We start from the raw sequence: 23,782 nt of genomic DNA, 5'->3' as shown, positions 1-23,782 counted from the left end.
TGTTAGATAGAAACTGGTAAAAATCTCTGCTGGCTATCAGCTTAACTGATTTTTATCAGTTGAACTTACCCAAAACTAACAAAATATCAGAATGAAAAAGCTGGAGAACATAGCCTGATATAAATATCTCTTTGATCATCAGCAAAAGCTCTTCTACCATGAAGTATTCTTGTATTATCAATCATTAAAATATCCCCTTTTTGCCACGAAATTTCCGTGGTTATTTTTTCAGCAATTTCATTAAGTTCAGAGACAACCTCTTCAGGAATTTCTGAATCATCCTCAAACTTAAGAATTTTTGGGCTTAACTGCTTTGTGGGCAATAGACTATTAATAAACACTTGATACTTTCCACATCTGCTGGGGATAATGGCTGAAAAAATGTATTCAAGCAGAATTGATTGATCATCATTTACTGTCAAATGTGTATTATTCTTCTGACACATTTCTTCTAGTGTATTCAAGTTATTGGTTTGGTATTTTTTCTGCCAGTCCTCTTTAGATATCCGAACAGTAAATTTTAACTTATTTTTCCTGAATAACTCTTTGGTTGAACTACTAATTTCATTAAAAAAATGTCTGCCATCACATACCGTAGTTTCACCATCTTCTAATGGTGGATTAGCACAAAAAAACCACAGCATAAGTGGGATATTCTGCTGATAATACATTTCTCCGTGCAATTTAATCTCAGACTTAAAATCATTTACACTTAAAAGAGTTTCATCTCCATTAATTACCCTCCTACTGAATGCACCACCAGCATAATTTATAAAATCGATACTCAATAGATTGGTAAATTCTTTAAAAATGCCAGTATCAACATCAAACCCTCTAAAAAGTAAAATCCCATTAGCTTTAAATAGGCTAATAATTTCTTGTTTGTCTAATTCTAAAATACTGACATTATCGAGATTAATAATCTCTTGACCTATGGCATCTGATATGGGCTGTATCTTGGTATTCATATAACTTAATAAAAGTTTGTCGAAATTTTAACTCACTGTTGGCGTTAACTACACCATATACCGACAATCTTAATACTCAATATGTCGTTGTGTTGCATCCATCTGCGTAGGCGTAGCCCGTCGTAGACATCGCCGGACTAAATTTTGTAAAATTATAAGTGTTATTACAGGACTAAAATCCCTTTTAAGGAACTACGTTACAAAGTTAACCCTAATTTATTTGGGTAGATTATCAGATACAAATAAGACTCCAACTTTAGGTACTGATGCCAGAAAATTAAACAAATTATGACAAAAAAAGTGAAAAATCCAGTATCAAAGTTAGTGATAGGATTGGCATTCAGTTGTATTAGTGTGATACTCAATACAGGTATAGCTCATCAAATAGCTTTAGCGAAATCAACTAATCCTCAAAAGTGCGATATTCTTGCCTATGTCACCGATACAGATCCACAGGGTTTAAATGTGCGGAGTGGTGCTAGTACATATAACACAATTCTAGGGCAAATACCCATCAACGAAACAGTTCAGGTTATTGGTGCTGCTGGAGATTGGGTACAGATTACTAATGCTAGTGATGGTTTTCAAGGAACTGGATGGGTATTTGTGCCAAAATTAGGCTTAACAACGCGGGGCTACGGTACTAATGGCGTGGATTTATATGCTAGTACCAGTCAACAAAGCCAAAAAGTGCGAAGAATTCCTGCTAATACGGTTGTCAAATTGTTAGGCTGTCAGAAAGATTGGGCGCAGGTAGAATATCAAGGTGTTAAAGGTTGGTTAACAAGGAAAGATCAATGTGGTGCAGCCCTTACCAGTTGTTCTTAGAACCGCACCCCCAACCCCCTAAGAGGTTGTTTGAAAAGTGTTTCGCTGTGACTTTAGGCACTTCTAGATCCCTCTAAATCCCCCTTTTGAAGGGGGATTTAGAGGGATCTAGAACGTTTTGCTACCGACAAGAGGACTTTTAAAACATCCTCTTATACTGACTTATATGCTTTTAATTTACAAGATATAATTCCACCTTTTTCCGTACCTTTGCGTTCTGGAGATACGGAACCAGTTATAGATTTGCAGACATTGTTAAATGATGTATATGATATCTACGGGTATGATTTGGTAGTAAATTATAGTCAACAGCCAGTACCAGCGTTGTCAGAAGTTGATGTAGCTTGGGCGGATGCACTGTTATAGGAAAAGGGTTTACAGTAGTGCGAGTTTTAATTGGAATTTGAGAGTTTTATTACTTAACTGGGAATACTAACTTGAGATTCCTTGTAAGGTAAGACTGGATTCCTAAAAGCATGAACTTGACTACACTACAAAAAGCAAAACAAGCTGTATTTATAAAATTTTATAATGTATTGCAGCACCTCTATAAACTTATACTTTGTATTTTACTCGCATCGATTCTGAGTATGACAGAGATTGTTTTACCTAGTATACTTATAACAAAGTACGGAGTAGCTGAGGCAGTTCCTATAAATAAATATCTATCATCCTTACAGGTAGAAAAGACACTCGCAGTTTTGGAAAAAGCTACAAATTTTATTGCCACAGGGAGTTCTTTTATCCCAGATATTTCTATTTTAAGGGCAACATTGGTGCCAACTATTGCTCCTACTTTCGCACCAACTTTTGCGCCAACTTTTGCGCCAACTTTTGTGCCTACTTTCGCTCCTCTATCTTTAATTGGCAGAGTAGATTTCTTTTTTGAAGTTCAAGAGCTTAACTTAGTTAAGATTAATATAGGTGATAAAAAAGATTCCTTTGTGTCTGCTGCTCTAGAATCTTATAAATTAGGAGTTGAAAAGGCTCAACAAAAAGCAGATTATAAGGCTGCTGTTAAGCATTACAGCGATGCTTTGAGTAAAGATGGTAAATTTGCAGAAGCCCATGCAAGCCGAGGTCGTGCGTATTCAGAGTTAGGAGATCAGCAAAGAGCTATTGCAGATTATACTATGGCAATGAATGTTAGTCCCAAATTTGCTGAAGACAAAGACAGATATGTTGAGCCATTACTAGGACGAGGTACTGTTTACATCAAACTTGGTAATTATCAGGCAGCACTTGATGATTTTAATTTAGCAGTTAAACTAAATCCTGACTTTTATGATGCTTATTTAGGCAGAGCTATTATCTATATTGAACAAAAAGATTATCAACAAGCGATTAAGGATTTAACAGAATCATTAAAGTTAACTGCTGACAATTATCCTGCTGCTTTTCTGAAACGTGGTTCTGTTTGGGCTGAATTGGGTGAATATGAAAAAGCCATTGAAGACTTTACCCAGGCTATTGATAATCAGGCAGACGATGCTAGGACATATTATCCAGATGCCTACTATAAACGCGGACTTATTAATTTAAACTTAGGGGAACCAGAAAAAGCAATTAAGGATTTCAATAATGCTATTAATCTGGATTATAAGTATTATGAAGCATATTATAAACGTGCGATCGCTCACGATAAAATTGGAGAATATGAAGCAGCAAATCAAGATTACATCAATGCCGATTACAGTAAAGGATTATTAACATATAACCTCACAGGACATTCAGGAATGTTTGCTGCGGTTCGCTCAGTAGCTATCAGTCCTGATGGAACAACTTTAGCCAGTGGGAGTGAAGACTCAACTATCAAACTATGGAATTTAAAGACAGGACGAGAAATTAAAACACTTTCTGGAAATTCAGGTTCAGTTCTTGCTGTAACTTTTAGCCCTGATGGTCAAACTATTGCCAGTTCCGGTACTGAAAAAACTATTAAACTTTGGAATGTAAGCACAGGAGAAGAAATCCTTACTTTATCAGGGGATTCTGATTGGATTCTTTCCCTTGGTTCTAGTCCAAGTGGAAGTTATGACAAAACCATATCAGGGCATTCTGGTTGGATTCGTTCCCTTGCTTTTAATCCAGACGGACAGACCATAGCTAGTGGAAGTGATGACAAAACCATTAAATTTTGGAATATAGAAACTGGAGAACAAATTCGCAGCTTCTCTGGTCACTCGGATTATATTCAGTCTTTGAGTTTTAGTCCAAACAATAATATTATCGCCAGTGGAAGCAGCGACAAAACTATCAAACTATGGAATGTACAAACTGGCACAGAAATTAATAGCCTAGAAGGACATCAACAAAGTGTTCGTGCTATTGCTTTTAGTCCAAATGGTCAGACTCTGGCTAGTGGTAGTCAAGACAATAACATCATACTTTGGGATTGGCAAAATAATAGGCAGATACGTACTTTTAAAGGTCACTCTAATGCAGTGACATCCTTGGCTTTTAGCCCTGATGGTCTAATCCTTGTGAGTGGTAGTGATGACAAAACGATTAAACTATGGGATGTGCAAACTGGACTACCAATTATCACTCTTTTTGGGCATGAATCCTATGTGGAGTCAGTAGCTTTTAGTCCAGATGGTAAAAATATTGTTAGTGGTGGTTATGACAAAACTGTTAAAGTGTGGCAAATGCCTTGACAGTAAAATGTAAAGAGTGCGATCGCACTCTTCCCCCAACTTTTCAAAACTCTGGCATAATCAAACATGGCCGCACCTTCAAAACTGATGTAAATCTTGCCAATGTCCAACGATGAATATGACAGCCCTTGGAAAGAAGCTATAGAAACCTATTTTCAGGAATGCATTGAATTTTTCTTTCCTGTTGCTGCGGAGGGAATAGACTGGAAGCGAGGCTATACTTTTTTGGACAAAGAGTTACAGCAAGTCGTTCGGGATGCAGAACTAGGGCAAAGATTCGTTGATAAACAGATACAGAACGTAGAGATATTAAGGGCTATTCTCACTAGTATCAAAACTGTGAATACTCTAGAAGAACTCCGGCAAATCTATCAATAATTTACTACTCATATTCAACCGTAAAAAGTAGCGATGTCAGACGCGAGGCTACTATGTCCTAATACACTCCCTTTGGGCAAAACTAATTTAGTTAAATTAAATTAAGATATAATACATAATATTAAGCAATTTTTGAGAATATCACCCAAGCTAATTAAAAGGTTTACGCCGAATGGATATTTTAATAGAATAATCTCATCAAAAGATTCGCAGAAACATAAATGGACTGGATTACACTACTGCGATCGCTACAGTCTGATTTTATTAAAAGGTTAACATCTGGTTGTCTGCTTCATTGTGAAACAGAAGGTCAATATAGTGAATTAACTATAATCTCTGGAGATAGATTAAAGGCACTACGGGAATTTTGCTGGCTGATGGCTGAGAAATATAAGCGTGTTTCGCCAGTGCGTGACGTTTTTATTAGCTATCTCAAAGGGAAGTTGGGTGAGGAAGTTGTCAAAGAACGTTTAGCTGATTTTATTACCGAAGTCGATTATGAAAAGCGATTCGGCGGCGATGGGAATATAGATTTTACCTTGACTTCTGACCCATCTATTGGTATCGAGGTGAAATCTCGTCATGGGAATATTGATAGAGTTAGATGGTCAATTAGTTCTGAAGAGGTTGAAAAAAATGCAGTTGTAGTTTGCATTTTGATTCAAGAAGATGTGAGTGAAGCACAATCTGAGTATCACCTTTTTTTGGCTGGCTTTCTGCCAACCCAGATGATTAAGTTGAAGACTGGGAAAATTTCATTTGGGATAGAACAATTACTGTATGGTGGTGGTTTATGGTGCTATCTAGAACAGTTACAATCTTCTATAAATAATTCTTCTAAGCAACAACCATCAATTTACAAATATCTCCCGAAGCAGCAAATTGCACCTAAGCCAACTAATAATCAGTTGCTCAAATCTTCCTTTCAACCTGAATTAGAGAATTCTTTACAATATCGTGATGAAGATTTAAATATACTTTATGTAAAATTAGGTGATGAATGTTTTGAAAAAGGAGAATATCCCAATGCGATCACCAACTATAATCAAGCCTTACAAGTTAAATGTAGCGATGTTGATTTATATTATAAACGAGGTTTGGCTCACTATCAAATAGGAGATTATGAAGCGGCGATCGCAGATTATTCTCAGGCAATTCAGATGAATCTACATGATGCTAAATCTTACAATAAACGAGGTTTAGCTCTGTCTCAACTGGGGCGATTAGAAGAAGCAATTAATGATTATACCCAGGCTATCATAATTAATCCTAATGTTGCTGTAGCTTATAAAAACCGGGCTGAAGCTCGTTCTCATGTAGGAGATAATCAGGGAGCTATTGAGGATTATACTCAGGCTATTAAAATTAACCCCGATTATGCTGATGCTTATAAAAACCGTGGGATTGCTCGTTATTTATTAGGCTCTCAACCGGGATTTCCTCAAGCAATCAAGATTAATCCTAAAGATGCGATCGCTTATAAAAAACGTGGTAATGCTCGTTCTGATTTAGGAGATTTTGAAGGAGCAATTGAAGATTATACCCAGGCAATACAGATTAATCGTAATTATGCTGATGCTTATTACAATTGTGGTAATGCTCGTTCTGATTTAGGAGATTTTCAGGGAGCAATTGAAGATTATACTCAAGCGATACAGATTAATTTAAATTATGCAGATGCTTATTACAATCGTGGCAATATCCGTTTAGAAATAGCAGATAAACAGGGAGCAATTGAAGATTTTCAAAAAGCGGCAGACATCTATCGTCAAGAAGGTAAACTAGAAGCACTCAAAGATACACGGGAAAGAATATTAGATTTAGAAATAGAAGAATCATTAGATATTTTAAAGTTCTAGAAAATCCATAAATTCGGAGAAATAGCAATTTTCAGCTACGCTCCACATCCCCGACTTTTTTGAGAAGTCGGGGATCTAACTTTTCAGTTAAATTCAGAAATATTGGTATGAGCGCCTATTTACTTAGCTCACAAAATCGCTCCACTTTCTTTCAAATAAACCCGTGCAAATGGTTCATCTTCAGCCAAACTATAATCCTCAATTAACCCTTTACGACGCACAGAAATGTCGTTGCCTTTTCTAATCACCACAGTAGAACCATCGAAGACATCCCGCACTAGTATCATCTCTGTTTCGGTGGGATTATCCAAAACTACGATATTACTACTCCGGTAAAACATGCCCTCTTCATTTAATATGTCTTCCGCATACTCGGCAATCAGCAAATCAAGTTTTGGATGACGCAGCAAAGTTTGGACGTTGCTGTTGTAATTTTTGCTTAATACTTTTTTCGAGCGATTTACAAAAACTGCATCACGACAAACAGCACCTATTGTCCAGTTGGGATGTTGTAAAAGGATATGGTCAATTGTTGCTTGCAGTTCTTCAACTGAGATTTTATTAAAGGTAATAATTGGTATCCTGGCATCTGTACCCGACTCAAAAAAGGTTTCTAAGATATGGGAAGGCACATCAACGCTTTCACCAACAGAAGGTTTTAGATGCATTAAAACGCCTGGTGCAGCGTTGATTTCCAAGATGGCAAAGTTACTGGACTTCCAAGATTCTGAGAGACTTTTGGTAATCACATCAATACCAAGGCAAGTCAGCCGGAAGTATTGGGCAATATCTTGCGCCAAGATAATATTGTCATCATGAACTGTCTGGGTTGCATCGATGCTTATACCTCCGGCTGAAAGATTGGCGACTTTACGCAGATAAACAGTGCGTCCCTTCTCAATCACGCTGTCTAATGATAAGCGCTGTTCATCTAGGTAGAGTTCCATCGCTTCATCTATCTGAATTTTACTCATCGGCGAGGTGGGTGAGTCTAAACGTGCAGGTTTGCGGTTCTCTTGGCGAATTAATTCTGCAAGCGTTAAATACCCATCACCGACAACCGATGCTGGACGGCGTTCTGTGGCGGCGACGAATCTACCATTGACACACAACAAGCGAAAATCTGATCCGGAAATACTTTTTTCAACAATTATCCGAGTTAGCTGGTCTTCGGGAATCGCTGCCAGTGCTCTATTATAAGCAGATAGCAGTTCTTTTGAGTCTTGTATGTCAGCCGTAACACCAATTCCTTTGTGACCAACCACTGGCTTAACTGCCACTGGGTAACCAATTTGTCTTGCTGCTGCCAAGGCTTCCTTTTCAGAAAAGACGATATTGCCTTCAGGGACTGGGAAACCCAAAGTTTTTAAAAATGCCTTGCAGTCATCTTTGCGGGTGGTAAACTCCGAATCTAGATGACTATCACAGTTAAATGTTGTTGCTACCCCCCGCACTTGTTTTTTTCCCAAGCCGTATTGCATCAATCCTTCTTCCCACAAATAAAAGGCGGGAATACCTTTTTCGTAGGCTGTTCGTAATAGGGCGTAAACTGTGGGGCCACCATAGACAGATGCGCGGAATCTATTTTGCAGCTTCACTAACTGCTCATCAAAGTTAAAGTCTTCGTCTTGGGTAATGGCTTCAAACCAATCCCAAACAAAATAAGCTACTTCTCTAGTTGTGCGTTCATGTAGTGATTGGACGCTAATCCGCACCAAATCTGGATATGGCTTAACACTCCAATGGTTAAGGTGCAAATCCATGTCCAGTTTTCCAACTTCGGATACAACTTGGGCAAATAGATGAGCATAAGATTCATAGGTTTGGCTGCCCAAGTGTGGATAGCGATCGCCAATCCTTGTAATATAATCTTCAATGGGCAAAGGCTTTCTAGACTCAATTAGAGCAAAGTCAAATACTAGTGCCCCTGTATCTAAATAGGGGTTGAGCCCAATATAATGCTTGAAGTTGAAAATATCGAATACATCCGTTCTTCTAGCATTAATGCGGACTAAATCACTGCTTTTTTGTAGAACCATTGATTACGAACCTTTGGCTAAACACCCTGAAATATAGATCCTGAGTTATGGTTACTCAGACTTATTGATTGTAGATTGATTCAGATTAATTTTGAAGAGTGATGGCAAAGCCATTGAGCTAATCAGAACTCACCCTAACTCTATTAGTAAGCATTTTCAACTATCCCAAGGCATAATTAAACCCCCCTTCCTTAGCAAAGATAAAGAACAGTCTATTCATCCTCATGATTAGTCAAAAATATAACCTTTGAAAGGTGCAACACCCACCCAATTTTTTGTAGAATCAAATCTGCGGTATTGAAAAGACAGCAAAGTATGAATAGCACACAAGCTGCTCTAAGAGATGAAATTCGAGAACTTGCTGAGGAAGCTTTTCACCAAAAGCTGATCTCTGGGCATGGTGATGGCCCAGACCTGAATGAGTATCAAATTGTCTACCAAGGCAAACCCAGGCATCTCCCACTAGAACAAGCACGTTTTTTCTTAACTAACTTGCTTTACAGAAGTCGCATTCATTAGGACTTGTTATTAGATATATAATTGCATCCAGCCAGAGTTAATACCAATTACTCACAATTGCACGATCAATTTCCAATCGGCAATTAGCAGAATAGTCAATAATGCCTCTAGAAAATTTCTCTAGAGGCAATTGATGCTGTGGATTTTATTAAGTTAACGAAAATTAACGAGTATAGTTATTTGTCTGTAATTTTTCAAAAAAATCTTTTGGTCTAATTGCGATGTCCAACGACAAGCCGCTTCTCTACGAGACGCTCCGCGAATGCGTCTACGCAAATTTTAATACTACCTTCTATCAGGTAATCTACCAAAGGGATGTTTGTGCAGTTTTAATTGTCATGGTTTAGTGAAATTTATTAACTTAAATCAGGAGGCATCATGGTGCAGAGTAATATCAAACGGCAGTTGGTAATTATTGGGGGGGCTGAAGACAAGGATGGAGATTCCATAATTCTGCGGGACTTTGTGCGACGCTCTGGGGGTATCAAGGCTCACATTGTAATTATCACGGCGGCGACAGAATTACCAAAAGAAGTGGGAGAAAATTATATTAAAGTATTTGAGCGGCTGGGAGCCGAGAATGTTCGCATTCTTGATACAGAAACCCGTGAAGATGCATCTTCATCTACCGCATTGGAAGCAATTAATAAAGCAACTGGGGTATTTTTTACTGGGGGAGACCAAGCTCGCATTACCAGCATCCTCAAGGATACCGAAATTGATGCGGCGATTCACAAACGGTTCTCTGAAGGTGTAGTTATTGCAGGCACCAGCGCGGGTGCCGCCATAATGCCAGATGTAATGATTGTGGAAGGCGACTCAGAAACACATCCAAGGATTGAAACTGTCCAAATGGGTCCTGGTCTAGGCTTTTTACCAGGGGTGGTAATTGACCAGCATTTTTCCCAGCGCGGACGCTTGGGACGCTTAATTTCAGCTTTGATACTACAGCCTGCTGTTTTGGGATTTGGTATTGACGAGAATACCGCTATGGTAGTGACAGATAACCAAATTGAAGTGATTGGCCAAGGCGCTGTCACTATTGTTGATGAATCAGAAGCTACATACAATAATATGGGCGAAATTTTGAAGGATGAATCTTTGGCGATTTGCGGAGCAAAGCTTCATATTTTGCCACATGGCTTCAAATTTGACTTGAAAACCCGTCAACCTATCCTAAATAATAGCTCTGTGGCAAATGTCTCTGTACCTGTTGGTGCAACCAACACTTAACTTTTAGCAAGTGCATTTAAATTGAGTAAGTAATTAATACTTGAAGATTAGTGACATTTATCTCTTGAATATCCTCCCAATTACTCTCAAAAATAGCGGACATAGCCCGCTTTTTCTGGAGGAAAGGGGGGATTAATTATTAATATTCCTTATCTTAACTTCAGCAAACTTCTACAACTAATATAAAACTCCGATTTAATTTTTGAAAACATACTAAGACTGAAAAACCCATTTAATCAGAGTTTTATCTGAAATCTTGTTCAAAAATGAAAGATGAGTCCTATATCATGTGCGCTTGATTACTTATCAAACCCCAAGAACCCCACCCCGCCAAAGCGTAGCATAGTTCTTACTCTTCATGATTGGTAATCTCAAAGCCTCGATCAACGATTCAATAGCGAAGCGATCGCTTCATTGATCAACTCTCACCCCAGCTTAACCTACGCTCTGCTAAACCAACCTGATGAAAGATACCTTCTGGTTTTGGGAACACTAGATTTACCAGCAGACTTAACAGGAAGGGGTTGATGTCTAAAGGCGAATGGAATAACAGATCGAAAAATACAGTTCCCCTGCAATTACCTATAACATACCTAAAATCAGTGAAGCGTAATACAATTACCCATGAATTTGACTCTGGTTCACAAGCAGAAATACTACCTTTACAGGAAAGTGACGACATATCGGAAGCGTCCAAGCTACTACGGCAAGGAATTCAACAGCAGCAAGCTGGTGAATTCCTTACGGCGATGAAATCTTTACAACAATCCTTGGGGCTGTTTCAGGCAATTGGGGATTTGCCAAAACAGGCACAGGTGCTTTGTTTTTTAGGATTGGTAACTTACACCGCCGGAGACTACAAGGCTGCTATCTCTCACTCCCAACAGTGTTTGTCTTTGCTCAACAACACCTCAGATTTAGCATTGCAAATGCAAGCACTTTCCCATTTAGGCAATTCATACCGTCACCTAAATGACCATAGCAAGGCTATTGAGTTTCTGGAAAAGTGTTTGAAAATAACCCAACAGCTGCAAGACAAACGGAGTCAACTGGCAGCACTGAATAATTTGGGATTGGTTTATAAAGCTTTGGGCAACTTTACACAGGCAATTGAGTATCAGCAGCAAAGCCTAGAAATTGTGCGGGAACTCAAAGATAATTGGGGTGAGGAACAGGTACTCAAGAATTTGGGTAATGCTTGGTATGCTTTGGACAATTACCCAAAAGCGATCGCCTACTATGAGCAATGTGTAGTAATAGCACGCTCCTTAAAAAATGTTCGTAGTGCTTCTCAGGTGCTAAAGAATCTAGGTAATGCTTGTTATGCCTTATATGATTATGTCAAAGCCATTAAGTATTATGAAGAGCGGTTGCAATTAGCTAGAGAAATTCAAGACAACCGTAGCGAGGAACAGTCTTTAGGTAGTTTAGGAGTTGCTTGTGAAGCTTTGGGTGACTATAACAAAGCAATTACATATTATGAAGAACGTTTACTGTTAGCTAGGAGTATGAAAGACCGGCGCAGTGAAGAAGAAGCTCTTGCTCGTTTGAAAGCTGCTTGCTATGCCTTGGGCGATTACGCCAAAGCTATGCAATACCCTGGTTGACTGATAAATATGAATGCGTTCCACCCTAACCCGCCCTGCAATAAATTGATTGCTCATAGCTCCAGTCCACTAAAGTGGACTGGATATGCTTTTGAGTCTACTTTAGTAGACTTAAGCTATTAGCTTGGGAATTGATTCCCAAACTGGATGAAAGCGAAAGGACAAGACTTTGAGGACTTTTGTCAGTCAATCAGATGCAATATCAGTAAGGAAAATCTCCAAATAATTAAAAAGGAAGAGAGGGAAACAATTTAAAATTTACTCATTCCAAATTTAAAATTACTCGCACAGATCCATTCCCCCCATTGTCTTTTGTTGCTGGAGATATCCGATAACTTCTAATGTATCTACTTGAGGAAATTGGGCGTAAAAATTACTCACACTCCAGAAGGGTTCCGGTGTTTCCAAGACAATTGTGCGATCGCCCCACTGTTCTAACCAGGGTAGCAATTTTTGTGGCGCTACTGGAGTACATAGCCAAACGGCTGCTGGAGAAAGCGCTTTCATGGCAGTTGCCGCTACCGCTATTGTCATACCTGTGGCAATGCCATCATCAACTAAAATGAGCGTAGCATTCTCGGCATTCACCTGTGGACAAGCAGGAATTAATTGAGCTTCAAGAGACTTAGCTTGGTTGATAGCTTTATTTAAAGCCACTTCCCGCCACCGCGCATCATGTTTAGGGCGAAATAGCTTTTGATCAGTCCAAAGAACATTTCCAGAAGTAGTCACTGCACCAATTGCTAACTCTGGATTTTCTGGATGGCTAATCTTTTTTGCCACAATGATTGTCAACGGACAATCCAAAAGACGGGCTATTGGTGCTGCTACTGGTACACCCCCTCTTGGCAAAGCATAAACAATTGGTACAGGCTTCACCCCAGAATCAATAGCTTGCTGAGTTAAAACATCATAAATCACTCGCGCCAATTGCTCACCCGCATGGGTGCGATCGGCAAAAAGTGGGGTATGTGACATGGTTTCCCCCAGCATCTTAAGACGGCACTACTTTTATCATGACTGAATTTTGTCTCAAATTAACTGATACAATAAGATTTGTATAAATAATAAGTAATCAGCAAAAGTCTATTTATTCTGATAAATCTGCAACAAAAGCGGTATTTAACTCAGATATGACAGGTGCTGATACCAAAATCCTGATTTTCATGAGCAGCGAAACCCAACTCAGCCTCTTCGACGACTCAACCTTTAGCCAGCAAGAACTGATTCCCACGGACGCTAAAATTCCGATCGCTCCGGGAACATATTCTGGCATAACGGAGTTGATACAGCATTGCGATCGCTGTCACCGTTGTGCATTGGGAGACACTCGGACTCATGCTGTTGTCGGACGTGGCAATCTCAAAGCACCAATTATGGTTATAGGGGAAGCACCTGGTCAAAATGAAGATGAAACAGGTTTACCATTTGTCGGCAGATCGGGGCAGTTGTTGGAGAAAATTCTGGCATCCGTGAATCTGACTACTGAGCATGATGTATATATCGCCAATATCAATAAATGCCGCCCACCAGATAATAGAGTTCCCACTCCAACAGAAGTGGCGGCTTGTCTACCTTACTTACTAGAACAAATTCGCCTAGTTGACCCCAAAATAATTCTGTTAACAGGTGCAACTGCTGTCAAAGGGATCACTGGCGATAAGCGAGGGATTACGAAAATTCGCGGCCAGTGGCTGGAGTGGCAAGGGCGTTTATGTATGCCAATTTTTCATCCTTCCTACTTGCTGCGTAACCCTTCTAAGGAAAGAGGTGCGCCTAAATGGTTGATGTGGCAGGATATCCAGGCAGTGCGGGCCAAGTTAGACGAAATTCAAAATAACAGCTAATTTGGTAGACTTGCCCAAAATAAATACAAACTAAAACTGCATTTTTTTCAAGTCTATGTTTGATGATGCCAGAGTTTTGACTGCTAGGGAGGTTTTAAGAGTGCGATCGCTGGGAATAATACATGAAATATTAATTAGCTAACCACCAATCGCGCAAATGACCCAAGATCAAAACCCTAAGCAGTCTCTCACCGACTCTAATTCCCCCTCCTCGCTTGCGGGGAGGGGGTTAGGGGGTGGGGTTCCGGGATACCCTTGGCAAACCGCACACGAACTTTGGAAAAAACTTAAGCCATTGGTGCGACAAATGCGGTGTGAACCAACTCCAGCAGAAAAGTTACTTTGGCAGAAGTTGAGAGACAAACAACTTTTGGGTTTTAAGTTCCGCCGTCAGCAAACAATTGACCGTTTTATCGTCGATTTTTACTGTAATGAAGCGCGGTTAGTGGTGGAAGTGGATGGCGAAATTCATGACCACACCCAACAAGAAGATGCAATACGTTAAGAATTCTTAGAGAGTTTGGGGTTGCAGGTTGTGCGATTTAGAAATGAGGATGTTCTGGAGAGGATGGAGGGGGTATTGCAGGATATTGGTGCTTGGTTGCAGAGATAGAACCCCACCCCCAACCCCCTCCCCGCAAGCGAGGAGGGGGCTAATTATGTGGTTTATGGTGGTGTGTGCGATCGCTTTGCGTCGTAATTTGACAATTATTTTACAGGATAGTGATTTTGAGCGCGTGAGACAAGTGAGGGAGTTATCTTGCGAATCTTGGCTGTAGTTGAATTTGGTGGTGGGAGTGCGATCGCTTTTGGTGAGGAAGTGCGATCGCATTTTGGAGATGGACGATCATTGAAATAGACTAGGCGCAGTATTTGGTTAATACTGTTGCGATCACGGTATAAATAACTTTTAAAGTGTCCTAGTTAGCGGTGTAGACCTTATTAGACACAAATGGATAACATTACTCATGATACTACCATGAAAGAAAACGCCACCAATGACCCATCAATATACTATAGAAAAAATTTTGCAACTTACTAAAAATTTGCTGAAGGAAGTTGACAAAAAATTGGAAAGTTCAAATCATGATGTCAACACTGCTTTACAAAAAGTTGGCAATGCCTTAAGCAATCTTGAACAAAATAAGTTGAGGGCTTTAATTGATTACAAAGATAACATTGATCATCTGATTCAAGACGATGAACCACGAACTTTAATATCTCTAGAGGATTACGGAAAATTAGATAAATCTTAGAGGTTGTTTGAAAAGTGTTTCAGTGTGACTTTAAGCACTTTTAGATACCCCCTAACCCCCTTTAAAAAGGGGGGAACCGGAGTCAAAGTCCCCCTTTTTAAGGGAGATTTAGAGTGAGCTAAAATTTTTGATACCGACAAGAAGACTTTTCAAACATCCTCTTAGTCACATTAATAAATAATATATCCTCTACTTTCTTTGGGAGTTAATTGGTTGATATAGTTCAATTTTCTTTATTAATACTTCGAGGTAGTGAGCAATAATTTCTCTAGACTCTTTTTTAGGAATTTCTGTCCTTAATACTGTATCATTGATAAATTGATTTTTGATATATTTTAGCGCACGTATTTGTTCTTGTTGATTCAGCGCATTCTCTTTGATCCAATCTATTGGAAGGTTCTCTGTATCGTACCTAATGCCGCATATAAGCCAAGCTCTTAAGTATGCATATAGATGTTTAAATTTTTCGTCTTCTGAAGTGTTTATAGATATTTCAATCTCCTCAAGAGCTGTAAAAGCTATTGAATCGAGTAGGTATACATCTTTGCCATTTTTTTTCCTACTAGAAAGCAGTCCATTTAAAGCTTCTTGTGAATTTTTAATTCTTTCTAAATTATTTTTAATTCGAGATTTGAATTGTTGTTGTGTTTCATTTTTACGCAATGATACTTCAGTAATTTTCTCAAGAGCTAATTGCTCGGACACTAAAGATATAAAATGCGTATTGTATTTTACCCCAACTTCATCCCTGTTATATTGTTGCTGTAGGCTCTTCTTTTCCTCGTCTATTACGGTTTTAATTTCCAAATTTATAAAAAGATTAAGCCAAGTTACACCAGTACCAGCAAGACCTAATAAAATAGTTATTTTCTGATTTGCATTTGTAGGTGTTTTACCTAACTCATAACCAACAAAACCAACCAAGGTAGTAAAAATAAAAAAAACAATTAAGATATTAGGGCGCTGAAACATACCCTTAAACATATTTGTCCAAAGTCCAATCATTTAACTACCTCCAAAAAAATACTTAGCAACCTTTTCTAAAAGTAATATTACGTTACTATCAGCATTTGGCTTTACAACAAGCTGACAGAACAAAAAAAGTTAAAAAAGCCTCAGCGATCCTCTAAGACTTATCAGTTCCTACAATCCTCTGTAGTAGTTCCCATTCCTCCGCCATCCGCCTATGAATACGCTCAATCATGTAGCAAGCAGTATTCTTATTGACTCCGATTTCTTTCGCAAGCTGACGCACGCTAACACCCCCTGGCGAATTCAGCACAAGTTCAATTGCTACAAACCACTTTTGTAATTCTACATGAGTCTTGTGAAAAAGTGTACCCACTGTAACACTGTATGAAGTAAAGCATTCGTTACAGTGATACCTGCGTTCATTTTTATATGCAGTAGCATTGGTTGATTCACAGTATGGGCACTTTGGCTTTCCACCCCAGCGAATTTGCTCAAGTAGGGCAAGGCATTCTTCGTGATTTCGTGACATGGTTATTCTCAGAACTCTGAGAATAACCATGTCAAAAATTACTCTTTAATTTTCTAGCAATATGTATCAAACGTTAAGGAAAGGCTAAGGTAATTTTGCGATCGCATCAATTGAGAGGTAACAAACACACATCAGTTGATAACCTGCAACTTGGGTTACTTATCAGTCTTACCAGCCTTTTTCAAACCTTGCCATCTTTCTCGCAATCGCTTCAAGTTAGGAGTATGACCACCGTAACGCCAACTAACATAGGCTTGACTAATCTCATCAATTACCTCAGCTGTTAGTGGGGCATGATGCTCGTATGAGACTCTGGCATACTCTAAAGGTGTTTGTGCTGGATGTTTGCCTAAACCTTTTTGGGTTGTCCATTGCAGCATTTGTTGATAAAGGCTTTCCATTGCTGGCAATTTCTTTAACCATCGACGGTTGCGCCACTCTCGCCACTGACCCCAACCCAGCCAACTGAAGAAAGCTGCTGTGGTTGTCAAGATTAAGCCAGTTAATACACCAAACCAACCTTGAGAAAATAAAGCTAAAAACCAAGCGATCGCTCTAATCACCCACCTAAATATTGTCTCAAATAGATTATTCAACAAACCTGTCACTGGAGAAGGTAACCATCCAGCAACCCAGTGCCACAACTGGCGCAACACACTAAAAGTCTGAGTATCTTCTACTGATGGAGGTATGAGGGGATGATTGGGAATGGGGTCAAAGGCAAACCAGCCATATTTCGGAAAATATACTTCCGTCATCGCATAAGCGTCAGTATTACGGACAACATACAGCCCTGTAAATGGATTAAATTCTCCTGCACTAAACCCTGCCACTAACCGCGCTGGGATACCAATAGAACGTAGCATTACCGTGAGAACTGTTGAGAAGTGGTCTGGATAACCGCCTCTATATTTGAATAAAAAAGCTTCTACTAAGTCATCTTTTTCTCCCAAATAAGGCAAATCTAAGGGATTTTGGGGAATAGAATAGTGTTGCTTCAGGTATTGAGCTAGGTAGAGAGTCTTTTCATAGGGTGAATCTAGGCTTTTAATAGACTTTGCTACCCCTTCTCGATTGTAGTTAGCGAGAATTTCTTCGGTACGTTGTCGGACTTTTTCGGCAATTTCGGGAGGAATTTGGAGATAATGCTTCTTAATCTGTTGTGGATAATTAGTAGAAGCTTCACCTAACAAAGTGCGATCGCGGTATGGTACTCCAGAAATTACTGTGTAGGTGAGTCCTTCTGATAATTCCACAGGCGATCGCAATCCATTTTCTGTATCAACCGCGATTATTGCTGTCGGAAAGTAAATCTCTTTGGGATAAGCCATCGCTGGAATTAGGTTAGGCAAATCCGCCACCACTGTATAAGTTTGTACTATCTCTTGGGTTTTACCTGTAATCAGAGGTAGGTTCAGGAAAATTTGGTAAGACCAAGGCGATCGCTTCATGGTCATAACATCTTCATTACGAGAAACTTCCCATCCCTTACCTGTATAACGGTCAAATCCTAGTACTCGCCAAAAACCCTCAGCTTGCGATCGCACCCGCATCACAACTTTAGGTTTCATCTCGCCCCGCAGGTTTTGGTTAATCTGGCTATTAAAACCGTAATAAAAGTTATTATCTACTTTCCCTGGTTGACCAGTTTGGTTTTGTCCTGTACCACCGCTACCACTACCTTGATTGTTACCTTTACCTTGGCGGACATAACCAGGATTGATGATACTACGTCCAGTGAAACTGCCTTTTACTTGAATAGGAGAACTTACAGGAAAATTCCGTAATTGATAGCCAGGGAATCGGGGTAAAAGAGCAAAAATTGCCAGCCCCAGACCGACAATTAGCAAAAAATTCAGAATTAAAAATTTAAAATTAAGAGTTGAGGAATTCTGATTGAGTTTTTCCTTTTGAGCTTTTAATGGCTGCAAACCCAAGCGTGAGCGATAATCTAATACTAAAGTTGGCAGAGCGATCGCTAAAAATAACAGCAACACAGGTGCAAATGCTAAAGTCTGACTTAGCGTTGCCGCCACACCCAATAAAATCAGTCCTATAACAATCGAATAGCCCAAATTTTTGCGGCGGGGTGTATCAAAGCTGTGCAACACCTGGAGTTGAATTAATAACTCCGCCAAACCCAACCGCGTATCATTCAACTCTCCCACTAACCGCCCAAAGAAAGCACCCAGTGCTACTAACATTCCGATAGCGATGCAAAACTTAACTGCAACATTGGCATCACGGCGACGATAGTAACTCCAAATCCCACCCAATCCACTCAGGGGTAACGCCCAAAAACTGAATGAAGTCTCGGCGGCGATATCCGTCGCCACAATTCCCAAAATAACCAACGCTAGCACCAGCACCCGCAAGGAAATTGAATCTTCTACTTCTATTAAAGGCGACCCCTGCATATTTTGCCGCCAGAAATTACCTACAGGGAGACGCCAAAACCGATTCATCCTGGATAAGTTAAACATTTGAGTCTAAGCGAAGCAATGATGTAGATGCAACGGACACAATCGGGGGGATGTAATTGGTTACCCTACTACTGTGTCAAAGAAATAATCGATAGCGGAAGATGCGGCGAGAGAGACGTAAAGACACGGAGAAATTATCAAATACTTTCTCCGTGTCTTTGTCTCTTTGTAATAACTGCTTCTCGTAGACACCCTAATCACCACTTGTTGAAAAATAGGATAAGCTTCAAAACCAGGAAAATCCTCTTAATATATATCGGTGTTAATCGACGTAATGTGCTAGCGCTGGCAATTTAAACTAAATCGTGGGACTAATCACGAACAACAATGGCTGTTGGTCTATTTCTGGAAACTCAACTTCTAGGGTATAAGTTGGGTTAAGTTGTTCGCAGCCTAACTCTACACCTAAGTATCCCAAAGTCGAAGATGTTGCCATTGCTAAGGTGCCACTTCCGCGAAGTGTCAAAGTTCCTTTAACGGGTAACTCAGCCTGAACAAGTAACCTCGTAAGTTTACCTACAGACTGATACTCTACTCTAATGTTCAAATTACCGACACTGGTTAGCCATTGTCTTTCTACCACTGGACTGGTTGCTGAAAGTGGTAGAGTCAGATTTTCCAGCAGTTGTTTAGCTGCTAGCAACGACAAAGCCATCTGTTGACGTGGTTGTAAATCTGAGTAATCGCTCTGAATATTGGGTATTGTTTCCAGAGTATTTACAGACCGATAGGTGCTTCTTAGCACCAATCCAGCTATGTCGTTTAATGCTTGAGATTCATTGGGAAAAAAGTTCTCCACCACTTGAACTAATTTTGCCCCCAGAGGCACTGAAGATGTCACCAACGCCTGACATTGTTCTAGCAATTGCCGGAAAACTTTCTCCGGCAAGGGACGTGGCAGATTCAGCTTCGACTGTTGTACCATCCACCCCCAGGTAGGAACGAGCGTCATTGACGGCTCATCAACAAAATCGGGATAGTCGATTAATTGTGTTTCCCAGGGAAACAAAGGTGGGTGGTCTTGGACTTGGATTTGTAACCGACGCTTAAGGACGGCTTGGAAACGATCTTGCACAGTAGGAATTTCTCCCAATTGAAAGGCCTGGGGCGTTCCTCCCAATTTTGGCTCACTGCTTTTTGAAGCAGTGGCTTCCTTGAGGAGGTTTTCTACCCCGTCATTTTCCTCACATACCGAGAGTTGCTCGTTATTTTTGACATCATCTGTCAATAACCAATCGAGACACTGGTGTTGTAAGGATTCTGAGTCACTATTCATGAGTAGATGCACCTGATCCGGACACTAATGAGTTACGAATTTCCCAAGCTTGCTCAAGAATCTTAAACCATCGTTTTTGAAGTTGTGCCATTGACAGCCCTAAAGTTTTTGCTATTTTTTCATCGGCTTGTCCTTGTTGCTTCAACTCTAGTAAAGACCGTTGCTTATTGTCCAGCTGTGCTGTGTATACTTGCCATTGCTGGGGAGTTAAGCCCAAATTGGTGTGCAAAGAAGCTTCCAGCCACTCGTGAACTAATTCCCAACGGTGTAACAAAGCAAACCGAATCAAATGATACTTAAAGCGCTGCTGCAAGTAATCTCTCTGACGAGGGGTTAAACCTAAAATTGACTCAATTTCCTGTGCTGATAGATCCTGGAGGCGGAGGGAAAAGTAATCAGCGCAGTCAGATTGTTGCCGTTGTTCGAGATAATTCATTAATTCCGTAACCACAACGGAGCGCAAGGTATCTTCTTCGGGTTCAGGTTCGGCTTGCGTTGCCATTGTGGAGCGCAATTGCTGCACTGCTGGCTCTTCCCAAGAACCATCGGCTTCACTATTGCTGCCTTCTGCGGCTTGTTCTATATCTACGCTGGTTTCTGGGGGCTGCTGTTGGGAAAAAGTTTGCGCCCGCAGGATAATTAGCTGCTGCTGACGGCCTGGTAAGGGAATGCGTCGCTTGCCGTAGCGCTCGGTAAATGCCATGTACTCGGACAATTCTAGAAGCGTCTGAGGGCGATAAGTGGAACCAAGTTGATTTTCTCGCCGGAAAGCGTTTAATGCCTCCAGATAAAAACTCTGCAAGAAATCTTCAATTATAGTCAGCCGCCCTTGATAACTCAATTGCTTCTGAGGCGGATTAATGTATCGATAAATAATTGCACTCAGAGTGCTGTGTAATTCTACCCTGCCCCGATTTGAACCCAACTGATAGTACCTGAGACACTGTTGTAGCCGATGCCGAGCTAGGGTCATCGCCGAGCTTTCTACAGAGCCAGAAGCTTGGATACGTTTGCTTTCATGGCAAATTCGATATACTTCGGTGGTAATACGTGTTGCGACATCGTGGCAATTCTGTTCCGAAGCTTTGGTTGATTGCTGAAACTCCCTGGACAGGAGTTGAAAGATCACCTCCACGCCTTTAGAATTTTCTCCCAGAATAGTTACAGATGGAATAGTTGCGGTTGCGGCTGAATTCATAGTCTCGGTTTTCAAAAGACCCTAACTTACTTAAATACAACCTGTATGACTGTGGGTATTGGTTTTTTCCGTTTTATGTATAAGCTAAACGCAGACCAATCCTACATTTAGGATGTGGCTGATTTTATTATTCCCAACTTTGATGGGATTGTTCACACTTTGATAGATGTTATTGCCATTACCCAGGAGCCGTATACAAGTCATTATGGATTTAGAAGCACAAATTCAATTGCTGATTGACAATGCGCCCCGCGATGGGATGACACCACATCTTGTTGCAGCAATTGCTCCTGCCCTTAGAGCGATCGCTCAAAAATTACGTTACTCCCAGTACTATATTCTCCAAAATTCAGAGGCAAGCTGGGTTTTAACTACATTGAGCAATCGTGCTAATCCAGGATTGGAAAAGCGTGTGATTTACGCTTTTCCTACCATACAGGATGTCTCTCTAATTTCCCCTGCTGGGCTTGACCCTCAAATGCTAGCTAAAATTATTCCTGTCACCCATATTTTGTTCCAATTGGTGGCATTGGAACCCGTAGATAGTATCGTTTTTTTGGAAACGCCGGGTAAGACCACTCATACCGTTGAAATTCGGCGAGCTGACCTAGAAAAACTCATGCAACAACAGTTGCGACAACAGCGATCGCCTAAACAGATACCCCCTGATATTGCATAGAAAAATTTTGGATGTTGGATTGTTTCTATACAATCCAACATCCAAAATTTTAAATCTCAAATTTGTTTGAAAAAGTTTATGATGAAGAAAAATTAATGCCAGTTACTACCCTTTTAGTCTTTTAAACAACCAGGCGATCGGCTTAACTTTCCCTTTAATCTAAAATTGGTTAACAAACAGTTATCAGTGAACATTTTTCAAATTTGAGTTTACCGTTGAGCCAGATTCCCCCACCTAAAAACAGGTGAAAGGTTTAACTTGGGGTCTAAATTATCATTTTGTACCTGTTAACTGATAACTGATTTAATAGAGGCGACTAAGTGTGTACTCAGCTATGTTAATCAATGCCTGGTGGGATTCTGAAGGTGGGAGAACTGCAAGATGTTCAATTGCTAACTTAGCATGATGAGCAGCTAACTCTCGTGCCTGTTGTATACCTTGACTATCTTGAATTAGTTCCAGTGCTTGCTCTAAATCCCCTTGTTGAGCAAACTCTCTCTCAATCAGCACTTCCAAGGATGGTTTTTCCGCCAAAGCAAATAAAACGGGTGCAGTCAGATTACCACTTTTGAGATCCGACCCCACTGGTTTACCCAAGGTATCTGTTGTACTGGTGAAATCTAGAATGTCGTCAACAATTTGAAATGCTATCCCAAAATGACGACCGTAGCTATATATATGCTCAACAGTTTCTTGCGAGACTTCACTCAGTAACCCAGCAGCTTTAGAACTGTTGGCGATTAACGAAGCTGTTTTGTAATAACTCTTCTGGAGGTAAGTTTCAATAGAGATCCCAGTATCAAAACGATTCAGTCCTTGCTGGATCTCCCCAGTAGCCAGATCCATAATGACTTCTGAGAGGAGTTTCACCACCTCCAAATTGTCCAAGTTTGCTAAATACCAGGACGATTGAGCAAAAAGAAAATCTCCTGCTAATATGGCAATGCGATTACCGAACAAACTATGAACGGTAGGAACGCCTCGCCGCACGTCTGATTCATCTACCACATCGTCATGTACCAAGCTTGCTGTGTGAATCATTTCTGTAATCTCAGCTAGGCGGCGGTGACGCGGCGTAATGTCTTGATCTAACATTGTTGCCCGCGATATTAGCAGGACGATTGCTGGTCTGATACGCTTTCCCCCAGCTCCGAATAAATGTTCGGCTGCTGCAAACAGAATGGGGTGACGATTTCCAACTAGCTGTTTTAGGTTATCTGCTAGTAGTCGCAGGTCTGCTTCCACAGGGGTAAACATGGAGGTGGCTGGGGTCATGGATGGGCGGACTCTGACTTAGGTTACGAAAGTTTACATATCCTCTACTCATTTTAAGATAACCCTGTGCCAGCGCAAAGTTTTCATAAAGTAATCCCATATTTATGAGTCTATCGGTGATAATTAGGGTTAGAAATGCATTTGTCAATAAGCAATTATGCTTATTTTGCGGAAGTTTA

At 40.2% G+C, this 23,782-nt stretch carries 19 protein-coding genes and 2 pseudogenes; 12 read left to right on the top strand and 9 right to left on the bottom strand.

Annotated features, from left to right (window positions below; genetic code table 11):
* Positions 1-86 precede the first annotated feature (86 nt).
* Entirely contained in the window at positions 87-968 is an 882-nt protein-coding gene (locus tag V7K49_RS02275; protein ID WP_335204354.1) for a TauD/TfdA family dioxygenase, read from the bottom strand.
* 288 nt (positions 969-1,256) lie between these two features.
* On the opposite strand from V7K49_RS02275, the gene V7K49_RS02270 reads away from it, so the two are divergent.
* The 5 genes and pseudogenes from V7K49_RS02270 to V7K49_RS02250 all read left to right on the top strand — a co-directional run bounded on the left by V7K49_RS02270 (position 1,257) and on the right by V7K49_RS02250 (position 6,690).
* A complete protein-coding gene (locus V7K49_RS02270) occupies positions 1,257-1,796 on the top strand; it encodes an SH3 domain-containing protein (protein ID WP_335204353.1) in 540 nt (179 codons plus the stop codon).
* Positions 1,797-1,955: 159 nt separating this feature from the next.
* Positions 1,956-2,162: pseudogene (locus V7K49_RS02265) on the top strand (DUF4058 family protein); the annotation flags it as partial.
* 224 nt (positions 2,163-2,386) lie between these two features.
* Entirely contained in the window at positions 2,387-4,453 is a 2,067-nt protein-coding gene (locus V7K49_RS02260) for a tetratricopeptide repeat protein (protein ID WP_335204351.1), read from the top strand.
* Between the two features lie 102 nt (positions 4,454-4,555).
* On the top strand, positions 4,556-4,831 hold the full coding sequence (locus tag V7K49_RS02255; RefSeq protein WP_335204349.1) for a hypothetical protein: 276 nt from the start codon (positions 4,556-4,558) through the stop codon (positions 4,829-4,831).
* Between the two features lie 221 nt (positions 4,832-5,052).
* Entirely contained in the window at positions 5,053-6,690 is a 1,638-nt protein-coding gene (locus V7K49_RS02250) for a tetratricopeptide repeat protein (protein ID WP_335204347.1), read from the top strand.
* 128 nt (positions 6,691-6,818) lie between these two features.
* Here the strand turns inward: V7K49_RS02250 and V7K49_RS02245 are convergent, their stop codons facing one another.
* Entirely contained in the window at positions 6,819-8,729 is a 1,911-nt protein-coding gene (locus V7K49_RS02245) for an acetate--CoA ligase family protein (RefSeq protein WP_335204345.1), read from the bottom strand.
* A 315-nt stretch (positions 8,730-9,044) separates the two neighbouring features.
* Between V7K49_RS02245 and V7K49_RS02240 the strand changes: the two genes are divergently transcribed.
* The 3 genes from V7K49_RS02240 to V7K49_RS02230 all read left to right on the top strand — a co-directional run bounded on the left by V7K49_RS02240 (position 9,045) and on the right by V7K49_RS02230 (position 12,088).
* Positions 9,045-9,248: a hypothetical protein gene (locus tag V7K49_RS02240; RefSeq protein WP_334872357.1), complete on the top strand. Its 204-nt coding sequence runs from the start codon at positions 9,045-9,047 to the stop codon at positions 9,246-9,248.
* A gap of 378 nt (positions 9,249-9,626) precedes the next feature.
* Complete coding sequence (locus V7K49_RS02235) at positions 9,627-10,481, top strand: cyanophycinase (RefSeq protein ID WP_335204343.1); 855 nt, start codon at positions 9,627-9,629, stop codon at positions 10,479-10,481.
* A 527-nt stretch (positions 10,482-11,008) separates the two neighbouring features.
* The gene (locus V7K49_RS02230) at positions 11,009-12,088 is read left to right on the top strand and encodes a tetratricopeptide repeat protein (RefSeq protein WP_335204342.1); all 1,080 of its coding nucleotides are present in this window, start codon (positions 11,009-11,011) and stop codon (positions 12,086-12,088) included.
* Positions 12,089-12,367: 279 nt separating this feature from the next.
* On the opposite strand, the gene V7K49_RS02225 is transcribed toward V7K49_RS02230, so the two are convergent.
* Positions 12,368-13,066 (bottom strand): phosphoribosyltransferase, encoded by a 699-nt coding sequence (locus V7K49_RS02225; protein WP_335204340.1) that lies wholly within the window; start codon positions 13,064-13,066, stop codon positions 12,368-12,370.
* A gap of 188 nt (positions 13,067-13,254) precedes the next feature.
* Here V7K49_RS02225 and V7K49_RS02220 point away from each other — a divergent pair, with 188 nt between their 5' ends.
* The 3 genes and pseudogenes from V7K49_RS02220 (at position 13,255) to V7K49_RS02210 (ending at position 15,191) form a co-directional block, all read left to right on the top strand.
* Positions 13,255-13,935: a uracil-DNA glycosylase gene (locus V7K49_RS02220; protein ID WP_335204429.1), complete on the top strand. Its 681-nt coding sequence runs from the start codon at positions 13,255-13,257 to the stop codon at positions 13,933-13,935.
* 157 nt (positions 13,936-14,092) lie between these two features.
* Positions 14,093-14,548, top strand: a pseudogene (locus V7K49_RS02215) (endonuclease domain-containing protein).
* A gap of 385 nt (positions 14,549-14,933) precedes the next feature.
* Positions 14,934-15,191 (top strand): hypothetical protein, encoded by a 258-nt coding sequence (locus tag V7K49_RS02210; protein ID WP_335204339.1) that lies wholly within the window; start codon positions 14,934-14,936, stop codon positions 15,189-15,191.
* A gap of 189 nt (positions 15,192-15,380) precedes the next feature.
* Here V7K49_RS02210 and V7K49_RS02205 read toward each other — a convergent pair whose 3' ends face one another.
* From V7K49_RS02205 to hetZ, 5 genes are all read right to left on the bottom strand, one after another.
* The gene (locus V7K49_RS02205; RefSeq protein ID WP_335204338.1) at positions 15,381-16,196 is read right to left on the bottom strand and encodes a hypothetical protein; all 816 of its coding nucleotides are present in this window, start codon (positions 16,194-16,196) and stop codon (positions 15,381-15,383) included.
* 121 nt (positions 16,197-16,317) lie between these two features.
* Positions 16,318-16,692, bottom strand: coding sequence for an IS1595 family transposase (locus V7K49_RS02200; protein ID WP_335204336.1), 375 nt, complete (start codon positions 16,690-16,692; stop codon positions 16,318-16,320).
* A 155-nt stretch (positions 16,693-16,847) separates the two neighbouring features.
* Positions 16,848-19,157 carry a transglutaminase TgpA family protein gene (locus tag V7K49_RS02195; RefSeq protein WP_335204334.1) on the bottom strand — a complete coding sequence of 770 codons (2,310 nt, stop codon included), beginning with the start codon at positions 19,155-19,157 and terminating at the stop codon, positions 16,848-16,850.
* A 316-nt stretch (positions 19,158-19,473) separates the two neighbouring features.
* Entirely contained in the window at positions 19,474-20,451 is a 978-nt protein-coding gene (locus V7K49_RS02190) for a PatU (protein ID WP_335204333.1), read from the bottom strand.
* Positions 20,444-21,649: a heterocyst differentiation protein HetZ gene (gene hetZ, locus V7K49_RS02185; RefSeq protein ID WP_334872339.1), complete on the bottom strand. Its 1,206-nt coding sequence runs from the start codon at positions 21,647-21,649 to the stop codon at positions 20,444-20,446. Before hetZ ends, V7K49_RS02190 begins: the two co-directional genes overlap by 8 nt.
* A gap of 205 nt (positions 21,650-21,854) precedes the next feature.
* Between hetZ and V7K49_RS02180 the strand changes: the two genes are divergently transcribed.
* The gene (locus tag V7K49_RS02180; protein WP_334723704.1) at positions 21,855-22,328 is read left to right on the top strand and encodes a hypothetical protein; all 474 of its coding nucleotides are present in this window, start codon (positions 21,855-21,857) and stop codon (positions 22,326-22,328) included.
* Between the two features lie 303 nt (positions 22,329-22,631).
* Here V7K49_RS02180 and sds read toward each other — a convergent pair whose 3' ends face one another.
* A complete protein-coding gene (sds, locus tag V7K49_RS02175) occupies positions 22,632-23,603 on the bottom strand; it encodes a solanesyl diphosphate synthase (protein WP_334872335.1) in 972 nt (323 codons plus the stop codon).
* Positions 23,604-23,782: the final 179 nt, after the last annotated feature.

The sequence above is a fragment of the Nostoc sp. genome (assembly GCF_036919675.1).
Taxonomy (GTDB): domain Bacteria; phylum Cyanobacteriota; class Cyanobacteriia; order Cyanobacteriales; family Nostocaceae; genus Nostoc.
The sequence above is the reverse complement of the archived record's forward strand: the minus strand, read 5'-3'. Positions and strand labels throughout refer to the sequence as shown.

Excerpts from the sequence above, each read along its gene's own strand:
- V7K49_RS02210 (WP_335204339.1), top strand. The coding sequence starts at position 14,934 with ATGACCCATCAATATACTATAGAAAAAATTTTGCAACTTACTAAAAAT.
- V7K49_RS02250 (WP_335204347.1), top strand. The coding sequence starts at position 5,053 with ATGGACTGGATTACACTACTGCGATCGCTACAGTCTGATTTTATTAAA.
- V7K49_RS02235 (WP_335204343.1), top strand. The coding sequence starts at position 9,627 with ATGGTGCAGAGTAATATCAAACGGCAGTTGGTAATTATTGGGGGGGCT.
- sds (WP_334872335.1), bottom strand. The coding sequence starts at position 23,603 with ATGACCCCAGCCACCTCCATGTTTACCCCTGTGGAAGCAGACCTGCGA.
- V7K49_RS02205 (WP_335204338.1), bottom strand. The coding sequence starts at position 16,196 with ATGATTGGACTTTGGACAAATATGTTTAAGGGTATGTTTCAGCGCCCT.
- V7K49_RS02270 (WP_335204353.1), top strand. The coding sequence starts at position 1,257 with ATGACAAAAAAAGTGAAAAATCCAGTATCAAAGTTAGTGATAGGATTG.
- V7K49_RS02225 (WP_335204340.1), bottom strand. The coding sequence starts at position 13,066 with ATGTCACATACCCCACTTTTTGCCGATCGCACCCATGCGGGTGAGCAA.
- V7K49_RS02240 (WP_334872357.1), top strand. The coding sequence starts at position 9,045 with ATGAATAGCACACAAGCTGCTCTAAGAGATGAAATTCGAGAACTTGCT.
- V7K49_RS02200 (WP_335204336.1), bottom strand. The coding sequence starts at position 16,692 with ATGTCACGAAATCACGAAGAATGCCTTGCCCTACTTGAGCAAATTCGC.
- V7K49_RS02255 (WP_335204349.1), top strand. The coding sequence starts at position 4,556 with ATGTCCAACGATGAATATGACAGCCCTTGGAAAGAAGCTATAGAAACC.
- V7K49_RS02180 (WP_334723704.1), top strand. The coding sequence starts at position 21,855 with ATGGATTTAGAAGCACAAATTCAATTGCTGATTGACAATGCGCCCCGC.
- hetZ (WP_334872339.1), bottom strand. The coding sequence starts at position 21,649 with ATGAATTCAGCCGCAACCGCAACTATTCCATCTGTAACTATTCTGGGA.
- V7K49_RS02190 (WP_335204333.1), bottom strand. The coding sequence starts at position 20,451 with ATGAATAGTGACTCAGAATCCTTACAACACCAGTGTCTCGATTGGTTA.
- V7K49_RS02195 (WP_335204334.1), bottom strand. The coding sequence starts at position 19,157 with ATGAATCGGTTTTGGCGTCTCCCTGTAGGTAATTTCTGGCGGCAAAAT.
- V7K49_RS02245 (WP_335204345.1), bottom strand. The coding sequence starts at position 8,729 with ATGGTTCTACAAAAAAGCAGTGATTTAGTCCGCATTAATGCTAGAAGA.
- V7K49_RS02275 (WP_335204354.1), bottom strand. The coding sequence starts at position 968 with ATGAATACCAAGATACAGCCCATATCAGATGCCATAGGTCAAGAGATT.
- V7K49_RS02260 (WP_335204351.1), top strand. The coding sequence starts at position 2,387 with ATGACAGAGATTGTTTTACCTAGTATACTTATAACAAAGTACGGAGTA.
- V7K49_RS02220 (WP_335204429.1), top strand. The coding sequence starts at position 13,255 with ATGAGCAGCGAAACCCAACTCAGCCTCTTCGACGACTCAACCTTTAGC.
- V7K49_RS02230 (WP_335204342.1), top strand. The coding sequence starts at position 11,009 with ATGTCTAAAGGCGAATGGAATAACAGATCGAAAAATACAGTTCCCCTG.